The organism is Aliirhizobium sp. YIM B11859, from assembly GCF_057163345.1.
Genome location: NZ_JBXHAY010000014.1, coordinates 26,903 through 48,649, shown reverse-complemented (window position 1 = coordinate 48,649; position 21,747 = coordinate 26,903). Strand labels below are relative to the sequence as shown.

General features: G+C 57.5%; 18 protein-coding genes. 5 read left to right on the top strand and 13 right to left on the bottom strand.

The genetic code is table 11. The features are described 5' to 3' along the window. Positions 1 to 7: 7 nt before the first annotated feature. The 7 genes from AC2GXZ_RS29700 to AC2GXZ_RS29670 all read right to left on the bottom strand — a co-directional run bounded on the left by AC2GXZ_RS29700 (position 8) and on the right by AC2GXZ_RS29670 (position 6,640). The gene (locus AC2GXZ_RS29700) at positions 8 to 1,021 is read right to left on the bottom strand and encodes a sensor histidine kinase (protein ID WP_483762863.1); all 1,014 of its coding nucleotides are present in this window, start codon (positions 1,019 to 1,021) and stop codon (positions 8 to 10) included. A 132-nt stretch (positions 1,022 to 1,153) separates the two neighbouring features. Next, positions 1,154 to 1,531, bottom strand: coding sequence for a response regulator transcription factor (locus tag AC2GXZ_RS29695; protein ID WP_483762862.1), 378 nt, complete (start codon positions 1,529 to 1,531; stop codon positions 1,154 to 1,156). Between the two features lie 203 nt (positions 1,532 to 1,734). Then, positions 1,735 to 2,763 carry an HWE histidine kinase domain-containing protein gene (locus AC2GXZ_RS29690; RefSeq protein ID WP_483762861.1) on the bottom strand — a complete coding sequence of 343 codons (1,029 nt, stop codon included), beginning with the start codon at positions 2,761 to 2,763 and terminating at the stop codon, positions 1,735 to 1,737. Between the two features lie 132 nt (positions 2,764 to 2,895). Next, on the bottom strand, positions 2,896 to 3,294 hold the full coding sequence (locus AC2GXZ_RS29685; RefSeq protein ID WP_483762860.1) for a response regulator: 399 nt from the start codon (positions 3,292 to 3,294) through the stop codon (positions 2,896 to 2,898). 69 nt (positions 3,295 to 3,363) lie between these two features. Further along, entirely contained in the window at positions 3,364 to 3,573 is a 210-nt protein-coding gene (locus tag AC2GXZ_RS29680; RefSeq protein WP_483762859.1) for a hypothetical protein, read from the bottom strand. Between the two features lie 133 nt (positions 3,574 to 3,706). Next, complete coding sequence (locus AC2GXZ_RS29675; protein WP_483762858.1) at positions 3,707 to 4,945, bottom strand: diguanylate cyclase; 1,239 nt, start codon at positions 4,943 to 4,945, stop codon at positions 3,707 to 3,709. A gap of 294 nt (positions 4,946 to 5,239) precedes the next feature. Continuing rightward, positions 5,240 to 6,640 (bottom strand): sensor histidine kinase, encoded by a 1,401-nt coding sequence (locus AC2GXZ_RS29670; protein ID WP_483762857.1) that lies wholly within the window; start codon positions 6,638 to 6,640, stop codon positions 5,240 to 5,242. Between the two features lie 865 nt (positions 6,641 to 7,505). Here AC2GXZ_RS29670 and phrB point away from each other — a divergent pair. From phrB to treZ, 5 genes are all read left to right on the top strand, one after another. Then, entirely contained in the window at positions 7,506 to 9,029 is a 1,524-nt protein-coding gene (gene phrB / locus AC2GXZ_RS29665; protein ID WP_483762856.1) for a (6-4)DNA photolyase, read from the top strand. Between the two features lie 87 nt (positions 9,030 to 9,116). Next, positions 9,117 to 9,578 (top strand): TspO/MBR family protein, encoded by a 462-nt coding sequence (locus AC2GXZ_RS29660; protein ID WP_483762855.1) that lies wholly within the window; start codon positions 9,117 to 9,119, stop codon positions 9,576 to 9,578. 10 nt (positions 9,579 to 9,588) lie between these two features. Beyond that, entirely contained in the window at positions 9,589 to 10,266 is a 678-nt protein-coding gene (locus AC2GXZ_RS29655; RefSeq protein ID WP_483762854.1) for an SDR family NAD(P)-dependent oxidoreductase, read from the top strand. 309 nt (positions 10,267 to 10,575) lie between these two features. Continuing rightward, the gene (locus AC2GXZ_RS29650; protein ID WP_483762853.1) at positions 10,576 to 12,234 is read left to right on the top strand and encodes a glycoside hydrolase family 13 protein; all 1,659 of its coding nucleotides are present in this window, start codon (positions 10,576 to 10,578) and stop codon (positions 12,232 to 12,234) included. A gap of 86 nt (positions 12,235 to 12,320) precedes the next feature. Further along, positions 12,321 to 14,315: a malto-oligosyltrehalose trehalohydrolase gene (gene treZ / locus AC2GXZ_RS29645; RefSeq protein WP_483762852.1), complete on the top strand. Its 1,995-nt coding sequence runs from the start codon at positions 12,321 to 12,323 to the stop codon at positions 14,313 to 14,315. Between the two features lie 71 nt (positions 14,316 to 14,386). On the opposite strand, the gene AC2GXZ_RS29640 is transcribed toward treZ, so the two are convergent. The 6 genes from AC2GXZ_RS29640 to AC2GXZ_RS29615 all read right to left on the bottom strand — a co-directional run bounded on the left by AC2GXZ_RS29640 (position 14,387) and on the right by AC2GXZ_RS29615 (position 21,636). Next, complete coding sequence (locus tag AC2GXZ_RS29640; protein ID WP_483762851.1) at positions 14,387 to 15,250, bottom strand: ABC transporter ATP-binding protein; 864 nt, start codon at positions 15,248 to 15,250, stop codon at positions 14,387 to 14,389. Beyond that, positions 15,247 to 16,218: a FecCD family ABC transporter permease gene (locus AC2GXZ_RS29635; protein WP_483762850.1), complete on the bottom strand. Its 972-nt coding sequence runs from the start codon at positions 16,216 to 16,218 to the stop codon at positions 15,247 to 15,249. Before AC2GXZ_RS29635 ends, AC2GXZ_RS29640 begins: the two co-directional genes overlap by 4 nt. A 110-nt stretch (positions 16,219 to 16,328) precedes the next feature. After that, positions 16,329 to 17,375 carry a FecCD family ABC transporter permease gene (locus AC2GXZ_RS29630; RefSeq protein ID WP_483762849.1) on the bottom strand — a complete coding sequence of 349 codons (1,047 nt, stop codon included), beginning with the start codon at positions 17,373 to 17,375 and terminating at the stop codon, positions 16,329 to 16,331. Next, positions 17,372 to 18,148: a siderophore-interacting protein gene (locus AC2GXZ_RS29625; RefSeq protein WP_483762848.1), complete on the bottom strand. Its 777-nt coding sequence runs from the start codon at positions 18,146 to 18,148 to the stop codon at positions 17,372 to 17,374. The genes AC2GXZ_RS29630 and AC2GXZ_RS29625 overlap by 4 nt, the downstream gene beginning before the upstream one ends. A gap of 14 nt (positions 18,149 to 18,162) precedes the next feature. Continuing rightward, a complete protein-coding gene (locus tag AC2GXZ_RS29620; protein ID WP_483762847.1) occupies positions 18,163 to 19,092 on the bottom strand; it encodes an ABC transporter substrate-binding protein in 930 nt (309 codons plus the stop codon). A 150-nt stretch (positions 19,093 to 19,242) separates the two neighbouring features. Next, the gene (locus tag AC2GXZ_RS29615; RefSeq protein ID WP_483762846.1) at positions 19,243 to 21,636 is read right to left on the bottom strand and encodes a TonB-dependent siderophore receptor; all 2,394 of its coding nucleotides are present in this window, start codon (positions 21,634 to 21,636) and stop codon (positions 19,243 to 19,245) included. Between the last annotated feature and the right edge of the window lie 111 nt (positions 21,637 to 21,747).

Sequence of the window (21,747 nt, the reverse complement as noted above, 5' to 3'; positions counted from 1 at the left end):
GATTAGCTCAGGCGGTCCTGACCTTCACTTTCGACAACGGAGCTGCCAACGTCCAAATCAAGACGTCATCATTGACCTTCCACTCGCTGACACCTCCGAGGGCAGAGGCTACGATCCGCTTTAGGACTAGCGAGCCGAAGCCATTGCCGTGTGACAGAAGGTCAGGATTTCGTATCGCTGTTTCTTTCCAGATAAAGTGGAATATCGGCTCGTCCGCTGTGTCGCCCTGACGGGCTTCCCAGGTCACATCGACGCTTGATCGATCGAGATCTGCAAACTGAACACGGTTCATGATCAGCTCGTGAAGCGCCATCCCAACGTTCAGCACCGCATTGGCGTCGAGAAGCATGTCTGGCCCTGACAGCGAAAACTCGCCGGCTCCATTAAACGGCTTCACCTGATGGGAAACCAGAGACCGCAACTCAACACCCGCCCAGTCCACAGAGGAGAGAAGATCATGGGAATGTGACAGGCCCATGATGCGCTCTCGCACACGTCGCTCAAACCCCTGAATGTCATGGCTCCGAGCCGCGGTTTGAGAAATTACCGACAGGATCACGGCATACTGGTTTTTAACCCGGTGATTGATCTCGCGCATCAGCAGACGCAGTCGGCGCTCGTTCTCCTTGGCCTCGGAAAGGTCTCTGGCGATCTTAGAAGCTCCGACGATCTTTCCGCGCTTGTCAGAGATCGGGGACACGGTGATCGAAACCTGAATGAGTTCACCGGTACTCTTTTTTCGCACGGTTTCAAATGTCTCGATCTTTTCTCCGAGCTTCAGTCGCCGGACGATGTCGACTTCCTCATCGTGGCGGTCTTCGGGGATAATGATATAGATCGGTTGACCAATGGCCTCATCGGCAGACAGTCCGAATAGACGCTCCGCCGCCTTGTTCCAACTGGCAATTGTCCCGGTGAGATCGTTGCTGATAATGGCGTCGAAGGATGAATCGACGATTGCTGCGAGGCGTGCGGCACTATGGTTTTTTTGCCGGCGCTTCGAAAGCTTCCTCTCAAACATTCACTCGACCCATATCCTTAAGCGGCTCCCTCCCCGCTGAATCGCATCTGTCTGGCAGACACCACTAAAGAACTGATAATCGTTAAGAATGTTTCATTCGATCGATCAAGGCCGAAGGTCAGGGTTTAAGCGTCATACCGCGTGAGCCAGCTTTCTGATCGAGGCAGAGACCGCTTCAAGATCGTAGGGCTTCTCGTAAAAGACGGCGTTGCTCGGTAATCCAGATCGAGAAACACGCACCATGCCAGAGGCGATGATGATGCCGATCTCGGACCTGAGTTCTCTCACACGCTCGGCAAGCTGCAGCCCATCCATCGAGCCTGGCATGTTGACGTCTGTGAAAATGACATCCACATCGGTGCGTTCCAAGAGGATCCGCAAGGCCTCATCGGCATTCGCGGCTTCCAGGGTGGTGACGTTTGGCCCGGAGATATAGTCCGCCACGTCCATACGAATAAGTGCCTCATCTTCAACGATGAGCACCACAATCCCCGCGTTCGATATCGTCAATTCGTTGCTCCAGTCGTTACGAGCGCCAAGTTTGCCCAACGCTGTACGACGGGGCAGTCTGAAAGGAGGCTCGCCCGCGGCGAGCCTGATTTGTGATGGAAATAGGCGGCTTCCTATAATCGTCCACCGGCAAGAAGCGGGCAAACCATCTTTGCAAGGCGTTGGACGACGGGAATTGCGTTCAATAAGAAGGCAACCAGTTGTTATGAGTCCATCTTCAGCTGTTTCAACGGCGCCTCGACCCTGCAACGTAGGCCGGACGGCTTGTGTTCAATCGTGACAAGGCTTCCCGTCCCGATCCCGGCCATGATCAGGCGGGAACCGGCTCCGCGCTTTTCAGGCTTCACCACCTCCGGGCCGCCAGACTCCTGCCAGATCAGTTCAAAGACGGGCTCTCGGTCATTGGAGACGTTCCATCGGATTTCGACGAAGCCGGTGGTTGTCGAGAAAGAGCCATATTTCGCGGCATTCGTGCCAAGCTCATGAAGGACGAGCGAGAGCGAGAGTGCGGATCGAGGGGAGATATCGACGACCGGGCCTGAACTGGTGAAGCGAGCAGGGTCATAATGGTCCAACGAGTTGCGCACGATGTCTGCAACGCTGGCTTGTCCGCTTAAACCGTTGACGAGGATATCATGCGCTTTTGCCAGAGCACCGATCCGACCGCTTAGAACCTTCGATACTGCTCGAACGTCCTGCTCTGATCTCATCGTCTGGGCGATGATCGCCTGGACGAGCGCCAACTGATTCTTCATGCGATGGGCGAGCTCGTGGCTCATTTCTTTCTGAAAGGCTTCATTTTCCAGAAGTTTGACATTTTCGTTCTGTTTCCGTTCGGCAAGCGCCGCCAAAGCCTGCCGCTCTGTCCTCAAGGAGGCGGAAGTGACCGTGATGGTGTGGATAATGAAGATGTCGACGCCAACTATGGCAGCATAAAAGAGAAGAGCGAGAATAGACCCGGGGGTCAGTTCGAATGTGTAAGCCGGGGCAATGAAAAAGTACCACGCAGACAGCCCGCCTAGCAGTGCACTGACGATGCCTGGCCAAAGACCGCACAGCAATGTCGTGATGATGACCGCTGGAAAAAATGTCAGGTAAGGAAATCCCGACGGCAACTCATCGTTGATGAGGAGGCGCACGACCAAAGCAAGCACGAAAAGTAACGTCGCGAACATCCAACGAAAAGCGTTCGATCGGCGACGTGTTACCAGCTCTTGCAAATGGACGATCATCGATCGGCGATCGTCAGAATTTTGAGTTTCAATCATTGAGCCACAGATATTTCACACGTCTCTCAATGCCACTGGGCATAAAGATTTGCAACCGCGGCACCCGCCGCAGATCGGCTGAAGCGTGCGAAGCGATCATAACGCAGAAGGCGAACTGAAACTGTCCCTCAGGACCCGGTGAACAAACTCTGCAGAGATGGGTTTCGAAAGAAATGTCGCATTGACGGGAAGGTCACCAGGCTGCGGCGTGACGGCTCCAGAGGCGATAATCACCTTTATGTTGGGCCACCGTTGACCAATGGTGCGAGCAAGGTCGATCCCATTCAGATCGCCAGGCATCTGTATGTCGGTGAACACCAACTGCAGGGACGAGTGGCGATCAAGAAATTCGAGCGCCTGATCAGCGGTTTGCGCCTCGATAATCGAAAAACCCTCGTCTGACAGAATGTCAGATGTGTCCATGAGGATCAGCGGTTCATCATCGACCAAAAGAGCAATGGGCCGACTGAGATTTGCGAATTCTTTTGCTTCCATGTGTTATAAGGTTCGCTAATGTATATTGTTCCTTGGGGACGTTCGACTGAGCTAGATGAACTGCACACTTCACGCAGACTCCGATCGCCGTTTCGACTGGGGGAAGCGCTCCAGCAAATAAGTCTCGATATCCTGCAAACGCATACGGTGAGACATGAGATTGAGTTCGAGGATCCGCCGATCCGGACCCGTCTTGGCGTCGAGCAGACGCTCATAGGATTTGATGATTTCAAGCAGATCGATGTAATCGATACGAAGCTTTTGCTCTGATACATGCATGGGAATGCCCCCGTGACGCTGTATCAAAACGTAACAATAAGCCGTTGGTTTCATGCATATTAGCGGCATGGTTTATAAAACGGAAACGGTCCACCTCGACACCGGCGGCCGGCGCACTTTTGTCGACGAACCGCTATTCCGCGAATTGGGAAATGTAATTTGCATTTTTCCCAGCATTTTTGGCGCGATAAAGCTGACGATCGGCTTCCGACAAAAGCGCCGTGAGATCGGGATGCTTCGCTCGACTGAAGGTCGCTCCGACTGACGCGTGGACCGACAATTCTCCGACTGACATGGTGATCGCTTCCCTGACGCGCTTAACGATCTTTCGGGAAAGAGCATCAGCACCGTCCAGATCCGTCGCCACGACAAGCACGAATTCGTCTCCGCCAGTTCGACATACGAGGTCGTTCTGGCGGATAAGCTCGGTCAGCCGCCTCGACGTTTCAACCAGGACAAGGTCACCGACCCCATGGCCATATGTGTCGTTTATGCCTTTGAACCCGTCGAGATCCACCAGTATGACGGCGTAACCGTCGAGTGCCGACATCGCAGCAAACCCCTTCGCAAGCCCTCGTCGGTTCAAAAGGCCAGTCAGCGCGTCCGTTTCGGCGCTCTGTGCCAACCTTTGCAACTGGTGTTTTTCCTCGGTGAAATCGATTGCGACGCCAACGATGCGCTTTGGCCTACCATCTTCGCCCCGCAAAAGCCGGCGGTCACACCGCATCCAACGCTCCCCGTTGACGGTCATTAATCGATATTCGGCCACGGATTGGTCGACCGTTCCTTGAACTAGAGGCGTCAAGTCGGCGCTCGCGCTGTCAGCAACATTGATTTTTTCGACATAGGTTTGCAGATCAAGCCGCCCGGCACGTTCTCCCCCGATGAAACGAGCAAGGCGGTCGGACGTCTCGAACCTTTCCAGCGGCACATCCATATGCCAGAACCCGCCCTGTACCGCTTCCATAGCAAGCTCAAGCTGCGCCGCGCGCTCGGCAAGTTCCTGCTCGGAGCGGAGCTCACGAGAAATGTCCTCGATCTGCGAAACATAGCGAAAACCGCCCCCGTCCGGATCGAGCATTGCTATGACCGTTGTTCTAGCCTGAATAAGGATACCATCCGGTCTGATGTAACGTTTTTCAACGGTGTAACTGTCACGCTTTCCCTCGATAATCTCCGCCGCCAGACCGAGATCTCTCAGAAGGTCCTCCGGGTGGGTCATCTGTTTCACCGAAACCTGTGGCAAGCTTTCGTCCGTAAGTCCGAACAACGACATGAGGCGCGCATTACCACGGAGAATGCGACCTGAACTATCGACGACAGCGATCGCGATCGGCGCGTGCTCGAATGCGTAATCGAGCAGCTTGATCATAGCCTTTGGGCTTACGGAAGCATCTGACCGGGATTGCATTGCATGGCACTCCAAGGGTGTTTTCCATTAAGTCCTGGAATTAGCGAAGAACGTGAACATTTTCGAGCGACGGCGACCATCAAGTGCGATGACAGGCCACGCAGAACTTTACATTCACGTTCACTAATTTATCGTTTGCGGGCAGTTCAATACATTTGTCTGGTAAAAATCGCCTAAAATCTCTCGCTTGAAGGGTCTCGCCCCTCAAGCGGAACATCAGCTCGTAGCTCGTCGTCTTTGGATCGAGCTCAAGCGTCAGCCTGCGTGGTTCAAGGCGCTTGACGGTTCGATCTCGATCCCTGACAACGCACCTGTGAACACGACTTGCAAACCGGTCGGCGCATAGCGCAGATCGACCGACCCGAGGCTACCAAGGGTAGCCTTTACTAGTTTTGATCCGAACCCCGTACGCTCTGGAATCGCGACGATCGGGCCGCCGGACTCTTGCCAGGTTAGTACGAGCTGCGCGATACCGTCAGGCTCGACGACTTTCCAGGAGATGTCGACACGCCCGGCAGGCGTGGAAAGCGAGCCGTACTTGACGGCGTTGGTCAGCAGTTCGTGGACGACCAAACCGAACGAAAGCGTCGCCTGCGGCGACAGCGAAACCTCCGGACCCGACACGCGCAGGCGGTCGCTTCCATCCATGCCGACGTTCGCGGCGGTCGTTTGAACAACCTCGCGAAGCGAAGCGCTGACCCAGTCTTTTTGCATCAGCACGTCGTGCGCCTTGGCGTATGCTCCGATGCGCGATTGCAGTTTGGCGCCCGCATCCTGTAGGCTCGTGGCGTTTCTCAATGTCTGCACGGCGATGGACTGAATGAACGCGAGGCTGTTCTTCATTCGGTGCGCCAGTTCTTGCATCAGCATCCGCTGCGTGTCTTCGGCGGTCTTGGTCGCCGTGATATCGCGCGACACCGACAAGATACGCTCCGGCATCCCATCGGCCCCGAACATCGGCGAAACCTGAACATCCCACCATTTGCCGCTGCCTTTGAATGTCGCGGCATATCCGGTGAAACGGGCGCTCTCGCCCTTTCTCGCGGCGGCGACCGCAGCTTTCGCGGCCACGTTGCCTTCCAGCTTCCAGAAATCGGGCCAAGGGCAGCCCGCGACTTTATTGAAGTCATCGATCTCCATCACACGCATGCCCCCTTCGCTCATAAAAGTAAGAGTGGCGTCGAGATCGAGAACTTTGATGCAATCGTCAGAGGCGGAGAGTACCTTTTCCATGAACTCTTTGTCTGCGCGTTGGCGCTCCTCGTCCAACCGCTGCTGAGTTCGGTCCCGCAGCACTTTGATAAAGCCGTGAACCTCGCCTTCGTCGTCGCGAAGAGCCATCATTTCGCCTGACGCCCAGAACCGCGTCCCGTCCTTGCGCAGATGCCAGCGCTCATCGTTGCCTCGCCCCTTTGCCAAGGCGGCCGACATCTCCTTCTGCGGTATGTCGGCTTTCCGGTCTTCCACGGTGAAGAACACGTCGGCGGGCTTACCGGTCATCTCGTTTTCCTGCCAACCGAGAACGCGACGCGCACCCTCGTTCCAGGTCATCACAAGGCCTTTGCGGTCCATGGATATGATGGCGTAGTCGATGGCGCTATCTACGATGGAAGCATAAAGACGCTCCCTGGACATCCCCGTTGTATTCTGACTCATGTCGCTCTCCTTTAGGGCAACACTCCCGTCAGAACATGATCCTTGGGACATTACGTAAAACGTTGCCGTTATTGCCGCCAATCTCGAAACTGCGGTCGCGGGTGTTAAATAGGCATTCTTTATCGAAACGCCAGCCCGCTAGAGCAGATCGTGTCGGCAAACCCACGGGTTCCGAGCATCGTTGCTTTCGGTAACACCTCCTAGATGTGCCTTAGCCTAGGAATAACAGTGCGGGAAACCGGCTCGACTGGGATTCCTCGGGACGCAGACATCCCGACATGCGCGTCGAAGTATATCGATGACGGCTTTACGGATACCTTCGCCGGGGGCTTCGACGTCGGCATCAGGCTGGGTGAGACAGTCGCGCATGATATGATAGCGGTTAAACTCGGCTCGGACTTGTGCACCGTTGTCGTGGGTACATCCTGCGTTTCTAGCTTATCCCCGTAAGCCGACCACTCCCACGATCTTGATCGCCAAGCCTGTATCGGCTACCGGCTGGCGCCTCGAGTGGACCTTTGCCACTGGAGTTCGAAAAGGACGGCAGCGAGATCAAAATCCAAATACTTGCCCTCTGGTTTCTAACGACGACGGCGATCTACCCGCGGTGGCGCGCGTGCAAGGCAGGGCATGGCTATATCGAGCATGACGTCGCCGACGAGATCGCTTCGGGCCAATTCGTGCCGGTGCTGGCCGACGCGTGCCCGACAGGCCCAGGGTCTAATCTCTTTCATACAAGCCGGTGTCAATTGCGCTGGCTCCGCGCGCACGGATCACAGCCTTGCTCGACGATTGAGGTTGTCGCTCCTCTATCGTTTTACAGCGCGGAAAATCCGATGTCATCCCGGTTGCGTAAATAGGCACGATGTCAAAAGTTATCCTCATCCTCGGCGACCAGCTGTCTTTAAACATCTCGTCGCTGGAAGGCGCTGACGCGCAGCATGATACAATCCTGATGTGCGAGGTGATGGCCGAGGCGACCTATGTCGGGCATCACAAGAAGAAGATCGCCTTTGTTTTCTCGGCTATGCGTCACTTCGCTGATGAGTTGCGCGCCCACGGCTATCGGGTGCGTTACACACCTATCGACGATGACGATAACGCTGGCTCCTTCAGCGCTGAGGTGAAACGAGCGGTAGACGACCTCGGTCCTTCGGCAATCTGCGTGACGGAGGCTGCTGAGTGGCGCGTCCGCCTGGAGATGGAGACATGGGCTGCCCGATTCGACATCGACGTTGATATCCGAGCGGATCGACGTTTCCTGGTGTCCCACGACGAATTCAAATCGTGGGCCGGGCGTCGAAAGGCGCTGACGATGGAGTATTTCTATCGCGACGTGCGCCGCAAGACCGGCTTGTTGATGAACGGAGGTGAGCCGGTCGGCGGACGATGGAATTTCGACACTGAGAACCGTCAACCCGCCAAACCGGACCTGTTCCGCCCGACTCACACAATGTTTCCGCCGGATGAGGCGACCAAGAAGGTGATCGAAACCGTCACCTACCTGTTTCCGGACAATTTCGGCACTCTCGAACATTTTGGCTTCGCCGTCCGGCGGCCCGATGCTGAACAGGTCTTGCAAGAATTCATAGTGGAGTTTCTGCCGAACTTCGGCGCGACGCAGGACGCGATGTTGCGGGACGATCCGTACCTCAACCACTCTCTCCTTTCGTTTTACATCAACATCGGACTTCTCGACGCGCTCACGGTCTGTCGTGCCGCTGAGGGCGCCTATCTGGAAGGAAACGCACCGCTTAATGCTGTCGAAGGCTTCATTCGCCAGATCATCGGCTGGCGAGAATACATGCGCGGAATTTACTGGCTTGCCGGACCCGACTATGTCGATAGCAACTTTTTCGACAACACGCGGCCGCTTCCGTCGTTCTACTGGTCGGGCAAAACTGGGATGAATTGTCTGGCGACCGTCATCACCGAAACGATCGAAAACGCCTACGCGCACCACATCCAGCGGCTGATGATCACCGGCAACTTTGCGCTGCTTGCCGGCATCGATCCTAAGGCAGTACATCAATGGTATCTCGAGGTCTATGCCGACGCCTATGAGTGGGTCGAGCTTCCAAACGTCATCGGCATGAGCCAGTTTGCCGATGGCGGCTTTCTCGGGACCAAGCCGTATGCGGCGAGCGGCAATTACATCGACCGCATGTCGGACTACTGCACTTCGTGCCGGTATCATCCGAAGCAGCGCATCGGCGAGAATGCCTGTCCCTTCAACGCCTTGTATTGGGATTTTCTTGCACGCAATCAGACAAAGCTGAAATCGAACGGCCGTCTCGCCCAGCCCTACGCCACCTGGGCCAGAATGAATGATGACACACGCCACGAGATACGAAAGCAGGCCGAGATCTTCCTGGCTGACCTTAGTTAGGGAAAAGCGTCACGGTCATGACCCACGACGAATGCCGGAATCTATGACAAAGCTGGTTCGGGTCATCAAACAGGAGTGATATTCGAAATGAGTGTGTCGCGCGGGAGCTATACCGCCCTGTTCCTCTTTCTGGTGCTGGTACTGGCTGTTGGCTTCACCATCGGCCTGACGATCCGGCCGGGCGAGTGGTATCAATCGCTGGCGAAGCCATGGTTTACGCCGCCGAATTGGCTGTTTGCGCCGGCTTGGACGCTTGTTTACATCTTGATCGCTATTGCAGGCTGGCGGGTCACGACCATTGAAGGGTTTAATTCGACCACCTTCCGGCTTTGGATGGTGCAGATGCTTTTGAACTGGACCTGGACGCCTGTATTTTTCGGGTTTCACCAGATTGGGTTAGGCCTTGTTGTGATCGTCTGCCTCTTGGCGATCGTTTTCGCCTTCATAATAACGGTCCGGGACCGATTTGCACGATGGTGTTTCGCGCCTTATGCGCTTTGGCTCGTCTATGCGACGTCGCTGAATGCCGCGATCTTTTGCTTAAATTAGGAGAGGGATTGTGAGAGCCTTGGTGATCGGATCGTCCGGCGGTATTGGCCAAGCGCTTGCGGCGCGTCTACGGCTCGACCCTGGTTTTGATACCATCGCAACACTTTCCCTAAGCGAAGATGGGTTCGACCTCTGTGACGAGGCTTCGATCGCGCAAGCGGCCCACAATCTGGGTGAATGGTACGGGGAATTCGATTTGATCATCAATGCTACCGGAGCGCTGATGGTCGACGGTCACTCACCGGAGAAGGCAATCAAGGCCATCAGTGCCGACGCGATGATGGCGCAGTTTCGTGTCAACGCGATTGGGCCAGCACTTCTGCTCAAACACTTTCATCCACTGCTGCCTCGAAAGTCACGAAGCGTATTTGCCTCTCTGTCGGCACGCGTTGGCTCGATCGGCGATAATCGCCTGGGCGGATGGATCTCCTACCGCGCCGCCAAGGCGGCCCAGAACCAAATCATCAAGACCGCAGCACTTGAGATCGCCCGGACGCATCCGGACGCGATCGTCGTGGCCCTTCATCCGGGCACAGTTGCGACGCAATTGCCGCAATCGTTTTCGAAAGACCATCAGACCGTCGAGCCTGATCATGCGGCCGTGCTGCTCCTGGACGTCATTGCAAATCTTCGCCCGCTGCAGTCGGGCGGGTTCTTCTCATACAATGGCGAAGCGATTGAGTGGTAGCCGCATCATTCAAACGAATCTAACTTCAGGGCTCATCGTCGGGTAGTTCAAATCATCGGCTTTCGAGCCCATGATTTTAGACACTCTCTTTTTGACCAAAGCCAGATCGGCGACCCGCAGAACGATAGGTTGCATCGCGGGCCGGTGGGACCTGTGCGATCAAGCGAGCAATGAAAGATCGAAAGCGATTTCATCTTCGCACTCAGCCGAGCCCCTATCCGACTGAACTGGAACTTTTTAAAGCGCCCTTCATTGCTGAGATGCGCAGTTCTGCTGGTGTGGAAAGACAGAAGTTTCGGGGGAGCGTTGATGGCAGACGATATCAACAAGCGGCGAGAATGGTGGCACCGATCGACGTTTTACCAGATTTACCCTCGCAGCTTTGCTGACAGCAATGGCGACGGGGTCGGTGACATTGAGGGCATCATTTCAAAGCTCGAATACGTGAAGTCCCTCGGCATTGACATTATCTGGCTGTCGCCGATTTACGCCTCGCCGATGGACGACAACGGCTACGACATCTCGAACTACCAGGACATCGCGCCGGAGTTTGGCACGCTTGCCGACTTCGACGGGCTGGTGACTGAAGCAAAGAGCCGTGGAATCGGCATCGTCCTCGACCTTGTGGTCAATCATACGTCAGACGAGCATCCATGGTTCGTCGAGGCCCGCAAGTCCACCGACAATCCCTACCGCGACTTTTACGTCTGGCGGAAACCAGCCGAGGACGGGGGCCTTCCCAACACATTGACGTCCTCTTTCGGTGGCCCGGCCTGGACACTCGATCCTCTGACGGGCGAGTACTACCTACACCTGTTCTCCCGTCGCCAGCCCGACCTGAACTGGGAAAATCCCAGAGTACGTGCGGAAATCTACAAGATGATGAACTGGTGGCTTGAGCGCGGCATTGCCGGCTTCCGCATGGACGTCATCGACTATATCGGCAAACAGGTCGACCAGGGCGTCGTCACCGACGGCGCCCACTTGCACGACTATCTGAAGGAGATGCACCGCGAGACCTTTGGAACCCGCGACGTTTTGACGGTCGGTGAGACCTGGAGCGCGACACCAGGCTCTGCGCTGCTCTACTCCGGCCGTGATCGAGGCGAACTGTCAATGGTCTTCCAGTTCGAGCATGTAACGCAACAGTGGGACGAGGTCTACGGAAAGTGGCGGTCGCGGCCATTCGATCTCGTCAAGCTGAAGTCCGTCCTCAGCAAGTGGCAATATGCTCTTGCCGACGACGGCTGGAATTCGCTCTTCTGGGGCAACCACGACCTGCCGCGCGCCGTCTCGAAATATGGCGATGCCAAAGGCTACCCGGTTGAGTCCGCCAAAATGCTGGCCACCGTCCTCCATCTCCTCAAAGGCACACCCTTCGTTTACCAGGGTGAGGAGATCGGCATGACCAATGTGCCATTCAGCAAGATCGAGCAGTACAGGGACATCGAAACGCTCAACATGCACCGTCTGCATCTGGAGGCGGGACTTTCGCCGGAGGATTTCATCAGAGGCGCAAACGACAATGGCCGCGACAACGCCCGCACGCCGATGCAGTGGACGGCGGAGGCGAATGCCGGCTTCACGACCGGCATCCCGTGGATCGAGGTCAACGAGAACTATACGATAATCAATGCAGAGATCGCTATCTCCGACGAGCACTCGATCTGGAACCACTATCGCAAGCTGATCGCGCTCAGAAAAGAGCATCCGGTCATCGTCTACGGCCGGTACCAATCGTTCCTCGATCAACACCCCGACGTCTTCGTCTATACGAGGACGTTAGACGGTGAACGCCTCGTCGTCATTGCCAACTTCTCGTCAAAAGAGATGTCGCTGGACCTCCCTGACGAGCTGCAAGCATCCGGCCGTTGTTTAATCAGCAACTATCGGCAGATCGACCGGCTAGACGGAATTGTCGACCTTCGACCTTATGAAGCCTTTGCAATTTTAGCAGCTGCTGACTGACAAACGGAACAAAAACATTAAGGCCGTGTTTTCGAAAGCACCCGCGCACATTGCTCGTGGACTTCTCTCAAGCAGCAGGATGAACCATGAGCCTCCATAGCCTCGCGCCGCCTTCTCCCGAGTCGTCCAAAACCGCAAGACGGTATCCGGTCGGCGCCGAAATCCTGGGCGGCGGCGTGTCGTTTCGGGTCTGGGCACCGGCGCAAGGAAGCGTATCGCTTGTATTAAACGACGGCAGCGAACACATCATGAACCCACAGGAGGCGGGATATTTTCGCATTGATGTCGAGGGACTTGCGGCCGGCGCACTTTACAGATTCAAGCTCGAAGACAGCGCAGAGTTTGCCGCCGATCCCGCCTCTCGCTTCCAGCCAGACGGGCCACCGGGCTTCTCCATGGTGATCGACCCTGAGAGTTTCCCATGGCAGGACCATGACTGGCCGGGCATCACGCCGAACGGCCAGGTACTCTACGAGATGCACATCGGCACGTTTACACCGGAGGGAACCTATCGGGCTGCGGCCGAGAAGCTGCCCTTCCTGAAAGAAATCGGCATCACCTGCTTGGAAGTGATGCCGCTCAATGAATTCTGCGGCACGTTCGGGTGGGGCTATGACGGGGTCCTGCCCTACGCGCCGACACGGCTCTATGGCAATCCCGACGACCTTCGCGAATTCATCGATACTGCGCACCGACTTGGGATCGGCGTTATCCTTGATGTCGTCTACAATCATTTTGGCGTTGGCGACCGGTTTCGCGATTTCACGCCCGACTATTTCACCGAGCGTTACTGGAACGAGTGGGGCAGCTCGATCAATTTCGATGGCGACAACAGTGCTGGGGTTCGCGAGTTCTTCGCCAAGAGCGCCGCCTACTGGATCGACGAATATCATTTCGACGGGCTACGGCTGGACGCCACGCAGGCGCTTTACGACAGCAGCGACGAGCACATTATGGCTGAGATCGCCAGGGAGGCTCGCGCCGCGGCTGGCAAAAGGCATATCTACCTTGTGGCGGAGAACGAACCGCAGGATACGCGCCTCGTGCGTGGCTTGGAGCAATCCGGCTACGGTCTCGACGCGCTGTGGAACGATGATTTCCATCATTCGGCGATGGTTGCGCTCACCGGACGCAACGAGGCCTATTACCACGACCATCTCGGCCGCGCGCAGGAGTTCGTCTCCTCAACAAAATACGGCTACCTGTTCCAGGGACAGCGATACGATTGGCAGGACGCGCCGCGCGGCCAGCCTGGCTTCGACTTGGTGCCTGGCAACTTCATCCATTTCCTGCAGAACCACGATCAGATCGCGAATTCCGGAACCGGCGTTCGCATGGACAAGCTTGCTTCACCGGCGAGAGTGCGAGCTTTGACCGCGCTGCTATTGCTAGGGCCGCAGACGCCTATGCTGTTTCAGGGCCAGGAATTCGGCGCATCCAGCCCATTTTATTATTTCGCGGATCAGTCGGGCGACCTCGTCGACATTGTCCGCAACGGTCGTATCGACTTTCTGAAGCAGTTTCCAAGCCTCAAGGATCCGGCATTCGCCGAGTGGATGCCGACGCCGGCGGACCGTTCGACCTTCGAGCGTTCTAGACTTGATTGGGATGAGCGGGAAAGGAATTCACAAGCCGTTGCTCTTCACAAGGACCTGCTCGCTCTTCGAGCCCAGACCAAAGCAATTTTTGGCAGCGAATGCCGGCGTGGCCAGGACGGCAGTGTGCTGGATGCTTCAGCATTTTTGCTGCGTTTCTTCGCCGACGAGCCTCAAGACGAGCGCTTACTATTCGTCAATCTTGGTCCCGACCTGTCGATGACGAGCCGCGCTGAGCCTTTGCTTTCGCCACCGGCCGGATGCCAATGGTCGCTGGTTTGGTCGAGCGAGGATATCGTTTATGGCGGAAGCGGCAAGCGACCTGTGGATCTGCAGACGCGATGGACGCTGGGCGCCGACAGTGCTCTATTGTTCGCCGCATCGCCAGCCGTACGTCGTACTATCCACGACCGGGAAACTCTATTCCAGTGGCAAGACGCTATTTCCAACGTCAGCACAAAGGTTATTGATTCGATCGGCCGCTGATGCCTTTGGTCAAGCATGCAATCTTCTACTCTTGACGGGATTCGAACCTTCGACCTTTCATATGAAAAATCCTAAGCCATTGAGCTACCTGCACCATCGGTGGTCAGGCACTGTTTTTGGCCCCCAGTTGACCGGCGTCCCTTCGGCACGATCATCGGCGTGCCCATCATCGGGTCCGACATAACGATCGAGGGGAGATTGAAGACGGTCTGGACGAGGTCGGCGGTTACGATCTCTATCGATTTTCCGCTGGCAACGATCGCGCCATCCCTCATCACGACAAGATGTGAGGCGTAGCGGCAGGCGTGATTGAGATCATGCAAGACGGCGACAATGGTGCGACCTTCGTCGTTCAGATCGGCGAGAAGATCGAGCAACTCGATCTGATGGACGATGTCCAGGAACGTCGTCGGTTCGTCGAGGAGCAGGATCGGCGTTTCCTGCGCCAGCACCATCGCCACCCAGACCCGTTGCCGCTGTCCGCCGGAGAGTTCGTCGACGAGCCGGCTAGACAGATCCGTGACACCGGTTGCCGCCATTGCCTTCTCGACCGCCGCCTCGTCGGCGCCTGACCATTGTCGCAGGAAGGATTGATGTGGATAGCGGCCGCGCGCGACAAGATCGGCGACGGTGATACCGTCCGGTGCAATGGCACTCTGCGGCAGAAGGCCAAGGCGCCGGGCCACGTCTTTTGCTGCCATGCGATGGATATCATGGCCGTCGAGGATCACCTTGCCTTCGGAGGGGCGGATCAGGCGTGACAGGGCCTTGAGCAAGGTCGACTTGCCACAGGCATTCGGCCCGACGATGACAGTGAACCCGCCATCGGGGATCGATACGGACAGATTTCTTGAGATCGTTCGCTGGTCATAGCGCAACGTCAGCGCAGCGGCCTGCAGCCGATCAGGGGGTGATGGGCAGCCTATATCGGTCATTTGCGACCCTCGCGTAACAGAAGAAAGAGGAAATAGAGCCCGCCGATGCTGACGGTCATCACACCGACCGGAAGCTGGACACCAAGCGCATGCTGGGCTGCCCAATCGGCGATCAGGAGAAGCATTCCGCCCATTAGGCCAGAGATGCCGACTGCCGGGCCGGCGGATCGTGTGAGACGGCGGGCGATCTGGGGGGCCACAAGTGCGATGAAGGAGATCGGCCCGGCGGCGGCGGTGACGATCGCCGTCAATGCGACACCGAGCACCATCAGGATGAGCCGTGAGCGGTTCGCATCGACGCCTGAGGCACGTGCCACGTCATCACCCATCTCCAGCTGCCGCAGTGGCCGGGAGAGGAAAAGTGTCGCCGGCACGAGAATGGAAGCCGCAAGCATGACCGGGATCAGTTGCTCAACCCCAAGCCCATTGAGGGAGCCCGCCCCCCAGATCGCAGCCGACATCGCGACCTGCAGATCCGCCTCGCGGATCATCCAGGCATTGAAGGCGCCGAGCATGGCGGCAACGCCAATTCCAACGATGATCAGCCGAAACCCTTGAACACCCTGGCGCCACGCCAAAAGGTAGACCAGCGATGCGGTGGCAATGCCCCCCACCAATGCGCCCGCCGCCGTCTCATAATACCCACCGGAGAAGAGCAGGATGACGATGAGTGCCCCGGTATAGGATCCGGCGGAGAAGCCGATGATATCTGGAGAGCCGAGCGGATTGCGGGTCAGCGACTGGAAAATCGCCCCGCTCATGCCAAGACAGGCGCCGAGCAGGAATGCGAGCGCCACCCGCGGCAGGCGCCATTCAATCACGACCATGCGGATGAGGTCGGACTCTTGCCCCCACAGTGCACTGATGACATCGGCCTTGGGTATCGGATACTTGCCATCGATCAACAATGTCGACGACACCCCGGCCACGAGACACAACAAAACCATGCCGACGACTAGGCTGCGCATATCAATTTGACCGGATAGACGACCTCGAAATCCCCGCAACACATAGACATGGCGACCGAAGTCGATTTTTCGAGACGGGGATTTCCGCTCGACCGCTATATCACCCGCCGTCATGGCGCACTCGCACGGCTTCGGCGCGCCAGCAAGATCAGCACCGGCGCGCCCATGAAGGCGGTGATGACGCCCGCCTCCAGCTCACCGGGGAAGACAAGGATCCGTCCCGCAATATCGGCGCCCAATAGCAGGACTGGCGAGGCTATCGCCGTCAAGGCGATGATCCGCCGCTGATCGGGGCCTGCGAACCAGCGCACCACATGCGGCACAATCAGGCCGAGAAAGCCGATGGGACCGATGGCCGCAGTCGCGCCACCGGCAAGCAAGGTCACGGCAATCACAACCAGCACGCGGGTGCCTAAAAGCCTGGCGCCCAGCGAACGCGCCAGATCATCTCCAAGCACCACGGCATTCAACGAGCGGGAAGCCGCAAAAGCGACGAGGAGGCCAGCCCCGATAAAAGGGACGACGGTTTGCACCACATCCATGTCGCGTCCGCCGAACGAGCCAACCGACCATATCCGCATCGAGTTGAACGCCTGCGGGTTCAACAACGTGATCGACGAGCCGATGCCGCCCAGCACTGCCGAAAGGGCGACGCCTGCCAATACCATCCGCACGGGCGCGGTGCCATTACGGCCTGTAGAGCCGAGCGCATAGACCAGCAATGTTACGATAACGGCGCCGGACAACGCGGCCCAGACATAGGCGTCGATCGACTGCAATCCGAACACGCCAATCGCCAACGTCACGAAAAAGGCCGCCCCCGCATTGACCCCGAGAATGCCGGGATCAGCCAAGGGATTTTTCGTCGCCGCCTGGATCAAGGCCCCCGAGACGCCGAACGCAGCGCCACAGAGCAAACCGAGCAGAGTTCGCGGAAGCCGGTAATCGTGAACGATGATGTGGTCGGAAGACGAAGCGTCGTAGTCGATGAGCGCATCCATGACGGTGGAGAAGGCAATCGGGCGAGCTCCGATCATCAGGCCACCGAACGTGAAGGCGATGGCCAAGAGGCAAATGAGCAGCAGCCACACCCGATATGTCGGGGATTGCAGCGCCCGGCGCGCATCGGCAGATCCCGCCGCCATCCATTCGCTCATACCCGGGCCTGCCCCTCGATCCAGTAACCGACAGCGTCGATGCGCGTCTTGTCGAAGCCAAGCACATCACGGAAATGCTTTCGGCATGCGGAAGCAGCCCTCGCCTCGCCGGCGATGTAGATATAGCCCGGTCCATCCGGCAGGCTGGTGATCTCGCCGGCAATGCGCGGCAGTTCGGTATATCCTGATCTGTCGTCTCTCAAGCCGTGACACGCATGCCAGGTCACCGAAACATCCGCCGCGGTTTCTAACTGCTGGCGATCAGCGTCGGAAGGAACCTCCACATGGACGCGGGCCCTGGATCTGGCGGGGAGTTCCTCGAGAATACGCCCCACGGCCGGCAAGCCGGTGATATCGACCAACAGCAGGATCCACTCGGTGTCTGCCGGAGGCTCATAGCGGCCTTCGGGATTGCAGATCCCGATAAGGTTCCCGGCTTTTGCACCAATCGCCCAGCTTGCAGCGACACCGCCTTCATGGGCCACAAGATCGACGATCATCTCGCCCATCTCGCCATCCCACCGTCGAACTGTGTAAGGGCGGTTGGGGCAATAGGGCGCGCCATCGAAACGGCCCCATTTTCCGTCCCGCAATTGCGGCAATGTCACCGGCAGTCCGTCGCCCGGCGAAAAGGCGAGCCTTACCCATTCGTCAGCATGATCGCTCGGCCGATACCGATCATGGCCTTCAACCTTCAGGCAAACCCGGATCATGGATGGCGTGAGATGTTTCGCCGACAGCACGTGGGCAAAGAAATAGTCCTCGTGATACATCGAAGCTCCATGGATCAATGCCGAGTGCGTATCGCGGCCTCGACAAGGCGCGGCACCAGCTTTGGGAAGACGTAGGGGATGGAAAGGACGCTCGGCCAGGATGCTGCCCAGACAGAATTGGCATCCTCCAGCGCGACATAGGTCTGCTTGCGCACGGGCGAAAACATCTGGAACAGCGGTTGGCTTTCCATTGCCCATCGAGCACCCTGTTCGTACCACATGACGAGGACATCGGCTGCAACCGTTTCGAGAAGCTCAAGACTAACATCCAAGGAGGTGCGACCCGGATGAGTGCGGGCAAGTTCAGCGATACCCGGTGAAACGGTCATGCCGAGCTCGATAAGCCAATCCACACGTGTCTCGCCGGGAAGGTAGACGACCATTGCCCCGGATCCGGCAAAATGCGTGCCGAAGGTGAACGTCCTGCCGGCGAGAGCGGGATTGCCGTTGGCAAGGTCAGCGATGAACATGCGCGTTTGCTCGGCCAGTTTTTCTGCAGCGCTTCGCTGACCGAGGGCGGCCCCAATCTGCCCGACCTGCTCGCGCCAACCTGCGCGCCACGGACCGCTGCGATAGGTCACGGTCGGTGCAATGGAAGAAAGGCGGCCATGGGCGAGTTCGTCTGCGCCAGAGAACACATTGACGATGAGATCCGGCTCCAGTGCCAGAATTTCTTCATAATCCGCCGAAACCCCGTCCAGAAGAACGGGCGCCTCGCCGCGCAGCAACGGTTTGCACCACGGAGCGATCCCGCTATCGAACATCCCACGCCGAACCATGGCGATCGGCTGGGTGCCGAGCGCCAAAAGGCTATCGTCGTCGCAGAACCCCGCCGATACGACCCTTTTCGGCGGACGCGATATCATGGTCGATCCGAAGGCGTGATCGACCGTCACGGGATAATCGGCATCCGCTGCCGCGAAAGCCGGAAGCGGCGTAAACAATGCACTTCCGGCACCTTTTAGGAATGCCCGTCTTCCGAAAGTGCATGCAGGGCGTGTCATTCGGCCCATGCGATCAAGCCAGCCTGTCATGGTAGCGGTAGCGCATCGCGTAAAACAGCGGGGCGCATGTAGGCCGGATTTTCACGCCCATCAGAACTTGAACTTCGTCGAGATGTTGAAGCTGCGCGGCTCTCCGTAGAAGCCGGTATCGAAATTGCCGAGACCTGCGAAATACTTCGTGTTGAAGACATTCTTGACGTTGAAGGTCACGTCGATCTTTTCATTGATCGAATAGCGGGCCATCAGATCGACGAGCACGTAGTTCTTCTGTTTGAAATCCTTATAGTCGTTGTCCGGGCTCCAGACATAGCCGTAGATCGCATCCTGCCAGCGAACGCCTCCGCCGATCAGAAGGTTTTCCCACTCACCAGGCAAGCGATAGGTGGTGAAAAGCTTCACGACGTTTTCCGGTGCGGTGGTCTGGATGAACGAGTAGACCCTGTCGCCATTTTCCTTTCGGGCATAGGAGTGGGTGTAGCCCGCATAAATGTTCCAGTGAGGAAGAACCTCGCCGGAAACCTCAAGCTCGAACCCCTTGGTCGTCACACCCTTGGCCGCGGTGTAATAGTAGTTTCCGGTGACCGCATCGTAGCCGGCCTGTTCGGCGAGGTTGTCCTGTTTCGTCATGAACAGGGCAGCCGAGGTGTTGAGCGCGCCATCGAGATAGCTGCCCTTCACCCCCGCCTCATAGCTGTCACCCTCCTCCGGAGCGAGATAGCTGCCGTTGACATCCTGGTTCTCCTGCGGCTTGAAGATGCTCGTATAGCTCCCGTAGACTGAGTGGCTATCGTTCAGATCGTAGACGACGCCCAGATAGGGCGTCAGCTTGCCCTTGGCGGAATAGCTGTTTGCGCCGCTCCAAGTATTGGAGGCGTAGTCCAGCGTGCCTTTGTCATCGCCATCCCACCAGCTGAGACGGCTGCCGAGGATGAAGGAGAGATCATCCGTTGGCTTGAGGCGCGTTGCGGCATAGAGGCCGTATTGCGTCACGGTCTTGCGGTACTCACCATCCAACGAGAAATCGGGCTCTTCAGTGTTCCCGTCCCAGGAGAAGAAATCCGGCACGGTCGGATTATAGCCGATGCCGCCGTAGCCATACCATGGCCCCTTGTCGGTACTGCGTGAGGCAGAAGCACCGAGGATCAGATCGTGTTCCCGCCCGAAGAGTTCGAATTGGCCAGAAAGCTTGGCATCGATCGTATTCTGAACGACGCGCCCGGCATATTTGCCGACATATTGCGACACGCCTTCGCCGGTGACCGGGTCCGGCCAGCCGCCGCCGGCCGAGCCGAGCACGCTGTCGTGTCCGTTGCGGCGGTGGTTATAGGTCAGATCCAGGTTCCAGCCGTTATCGAATTCGTGGGCGAGCGTAGCGAAATAATTGTTCGTGTAGGTGCTGCGACGGCTCCAGTCCGTCGCCGGGTTCTTCGACACATCCCAGTCGGTGATCGTGCCGTCACTGTAGAACATCGGCAGCCCCGTCCAGGACGTGCCGCGCGGCAGGTTGCGCTGATAGTCGGAACCAAGCGTCAGCGTCGTCTGATCGGTGATGTCGGCTTCCAGCACGCCATAAAGCGTGAACTTCTTCTTCTCGTAGTGATCGAGGTAGGAGTTGCCATTCTCGTATGAGCCCGCGAAACGACCACGCAACGAGCCATCGATATTCAACGGCCCGGAGACGTCGAGTTCAGTCCGGTATGTCTGCCAGGACCCGAAATCCTGGGTAACGGATGCCTGGAACTCGTCGGTTGGTCGTTTGCGCACGAAGTTAACGGCTGCACCAGGACTCCCGGCGCCTTGAAGCAGGCCGTTCGCGCCCTTGACCACCTCGACGCGATCATAAATCGTCATGTCGGCGTTGCTGAGGCCGAAGTCGTAGACGCCATCAGTTTGCACCGGTACGCCGTCATACTGGAATTCGGTAAGGGCAAAACCGCGCACGAAAAATTCGGTGCGATCACTATCATAGCGCTGCGAGCTTACACCTGTTGTGTTGTCAAGCACGTCGGCAATCGTCGTTGACTGCTGGTCATTCATGCGCTCGCGGGTCACAACGGTCACCGATTGCGGCGTCTCCTTGATCGAGAGCGGGAGCCCTGTCGAGATGCTCATCTGGCCGGTCGTGTAGGAGCCAGAGCCCTCCGTCGTCGCTTCCTGCGCCTGTATCACGATGGGCTCAAGAGCAGTCGCCGCATCAAGCCCGCCTTGTGCACTTCCCGACAGAGCGACAACGAGTGCCGCGGATTTGGCACCAGCCATCCGAATAGATACACCCGTTCCCGAAAGCAGGGTTTGAAGAGCCCGGTCCGGCGACATCTGGCCAATGACCGCCGCCGAGCGCTTGCCGGCGACCGCCTCGGACGTGAATGCTACATCCCAGTCACTGGTCCTCATGAAGGCGGACAGTGCCGAAGAAAGCGACTGTGCGGGAATATTGAACCTCACAGCCTGTACGGCCTGCTGGGCATGGGCTTGATATGGCAATGACGCCGACATCGCCCCCAGTACCGTCGACGCAATTAACACACGGAAAATTCGGTGGGATAGCTTGGGCTTCGACGCGGCCCTCACTGCAAACGCTCGACCACCCATAAG

Bases quoted from the DNA above. Each gene is read 5' to 3' on its own strand.
- AC2GXZ_RS29700 (WP_483762863.1), bottom strand. From the start codon at position 1,021: ATGTTTGAGAGGAAGCTTTCGAAGCGCCGGCAAAAAAACCATAGTGCC.
- AC2GXZ_RS29690 (WP_483762861.1), bottom strand. From the start codon at position 2,763: ATGATCGTCCATTTGCAAGAGCTGGTAACACGTCGCCGATCGAACGCT.
- AC2GXZ_RS29685 (WP_483762860.1), bottom strand. From the start codon at position 3,294: ATGGAAGCAAAAGAATTCGCAAATCTCAGTCGGCCCATTGCTCTTTTG.
- AC2GXZ_RS29680 (WP_483762859.1), bottom strand. From the start codon at position 3,573: ATGCATGTATCAGAGCAAAAGCTTCGTATCGATTACATCGATCTGCTT.
- AC2GXZ_RS29675 (WP_483762858.1), bottom strand. From the start codon at position 4,945: ATGATCAAGCTGCTCGATTACGCATTCGAGCACGCGCCGATCGCGATC.
- AC2GXZ_RS29670 (WP_483762857.1), bottom strand. From the start codon at position 6,640: ATGAGTCAGAATACAACGGGGATGTCCAGGGAGCGTCTTTATGCTTCC.
- phrB (WP_483762856.1), top strand. From the start codon at position 7,506: ATGTCAAAAGTTATCCTCATCCTCGGCGACCAGCTGTCTTTAAACATC.
- AC2GXZ_RS29660 (WP_483762855.1), top strand. From the start codon at position 9,117: ATGAGTGTGTCGCGCGGGAGCTATACCGCCCTGTTCCTCTTTCTGGTG.
- AC2GXZ_RS29650 (WP_483762853.1), top strand. From the start codon at position 10,576: ATGGCAGACGATATCAACAAGCGGCGAGAATGGTGGCACCGATCGACG.
- treZ (WP_483762852.1), top strand. From the start codon at position 12,321: ATGAGCCTCCATAGCCTCGCGCCGCCTTCTCCCGAGTCGTCCAAAACC.
- AC2GXZ_RS29640 (WP_483762851.1), bottom strand. From the start codon at position 15,250: ATGACCGATATAGGCTGCCCATCACCCCCTGATCGGCTGCAGGCCGCT.
- AC2GXZ_RS29635 (WP_483762850.1), bottom strand. From the start codon at position 16,218: ATGCGCAGCCTAGTCGTCGGCATGGTTTTGTTGTGTCTCGTGGCCGGG.
- AC2GXZ_RS29630 (WP_483762849.1), bottom strand. From the start codon at position 17,375: ATGAGCGAATGGATGGCGGCGGGATCTGCCGATGCGCGCCGGGCGCTG.
- AC2GXZ_RS29625 (WP_483762848.1), bottom strand. From the start codon at position 18,148: ATGTATCACGAGGACTATTTCTTTGCCCACGTGCTGTCGGCGAAACAT.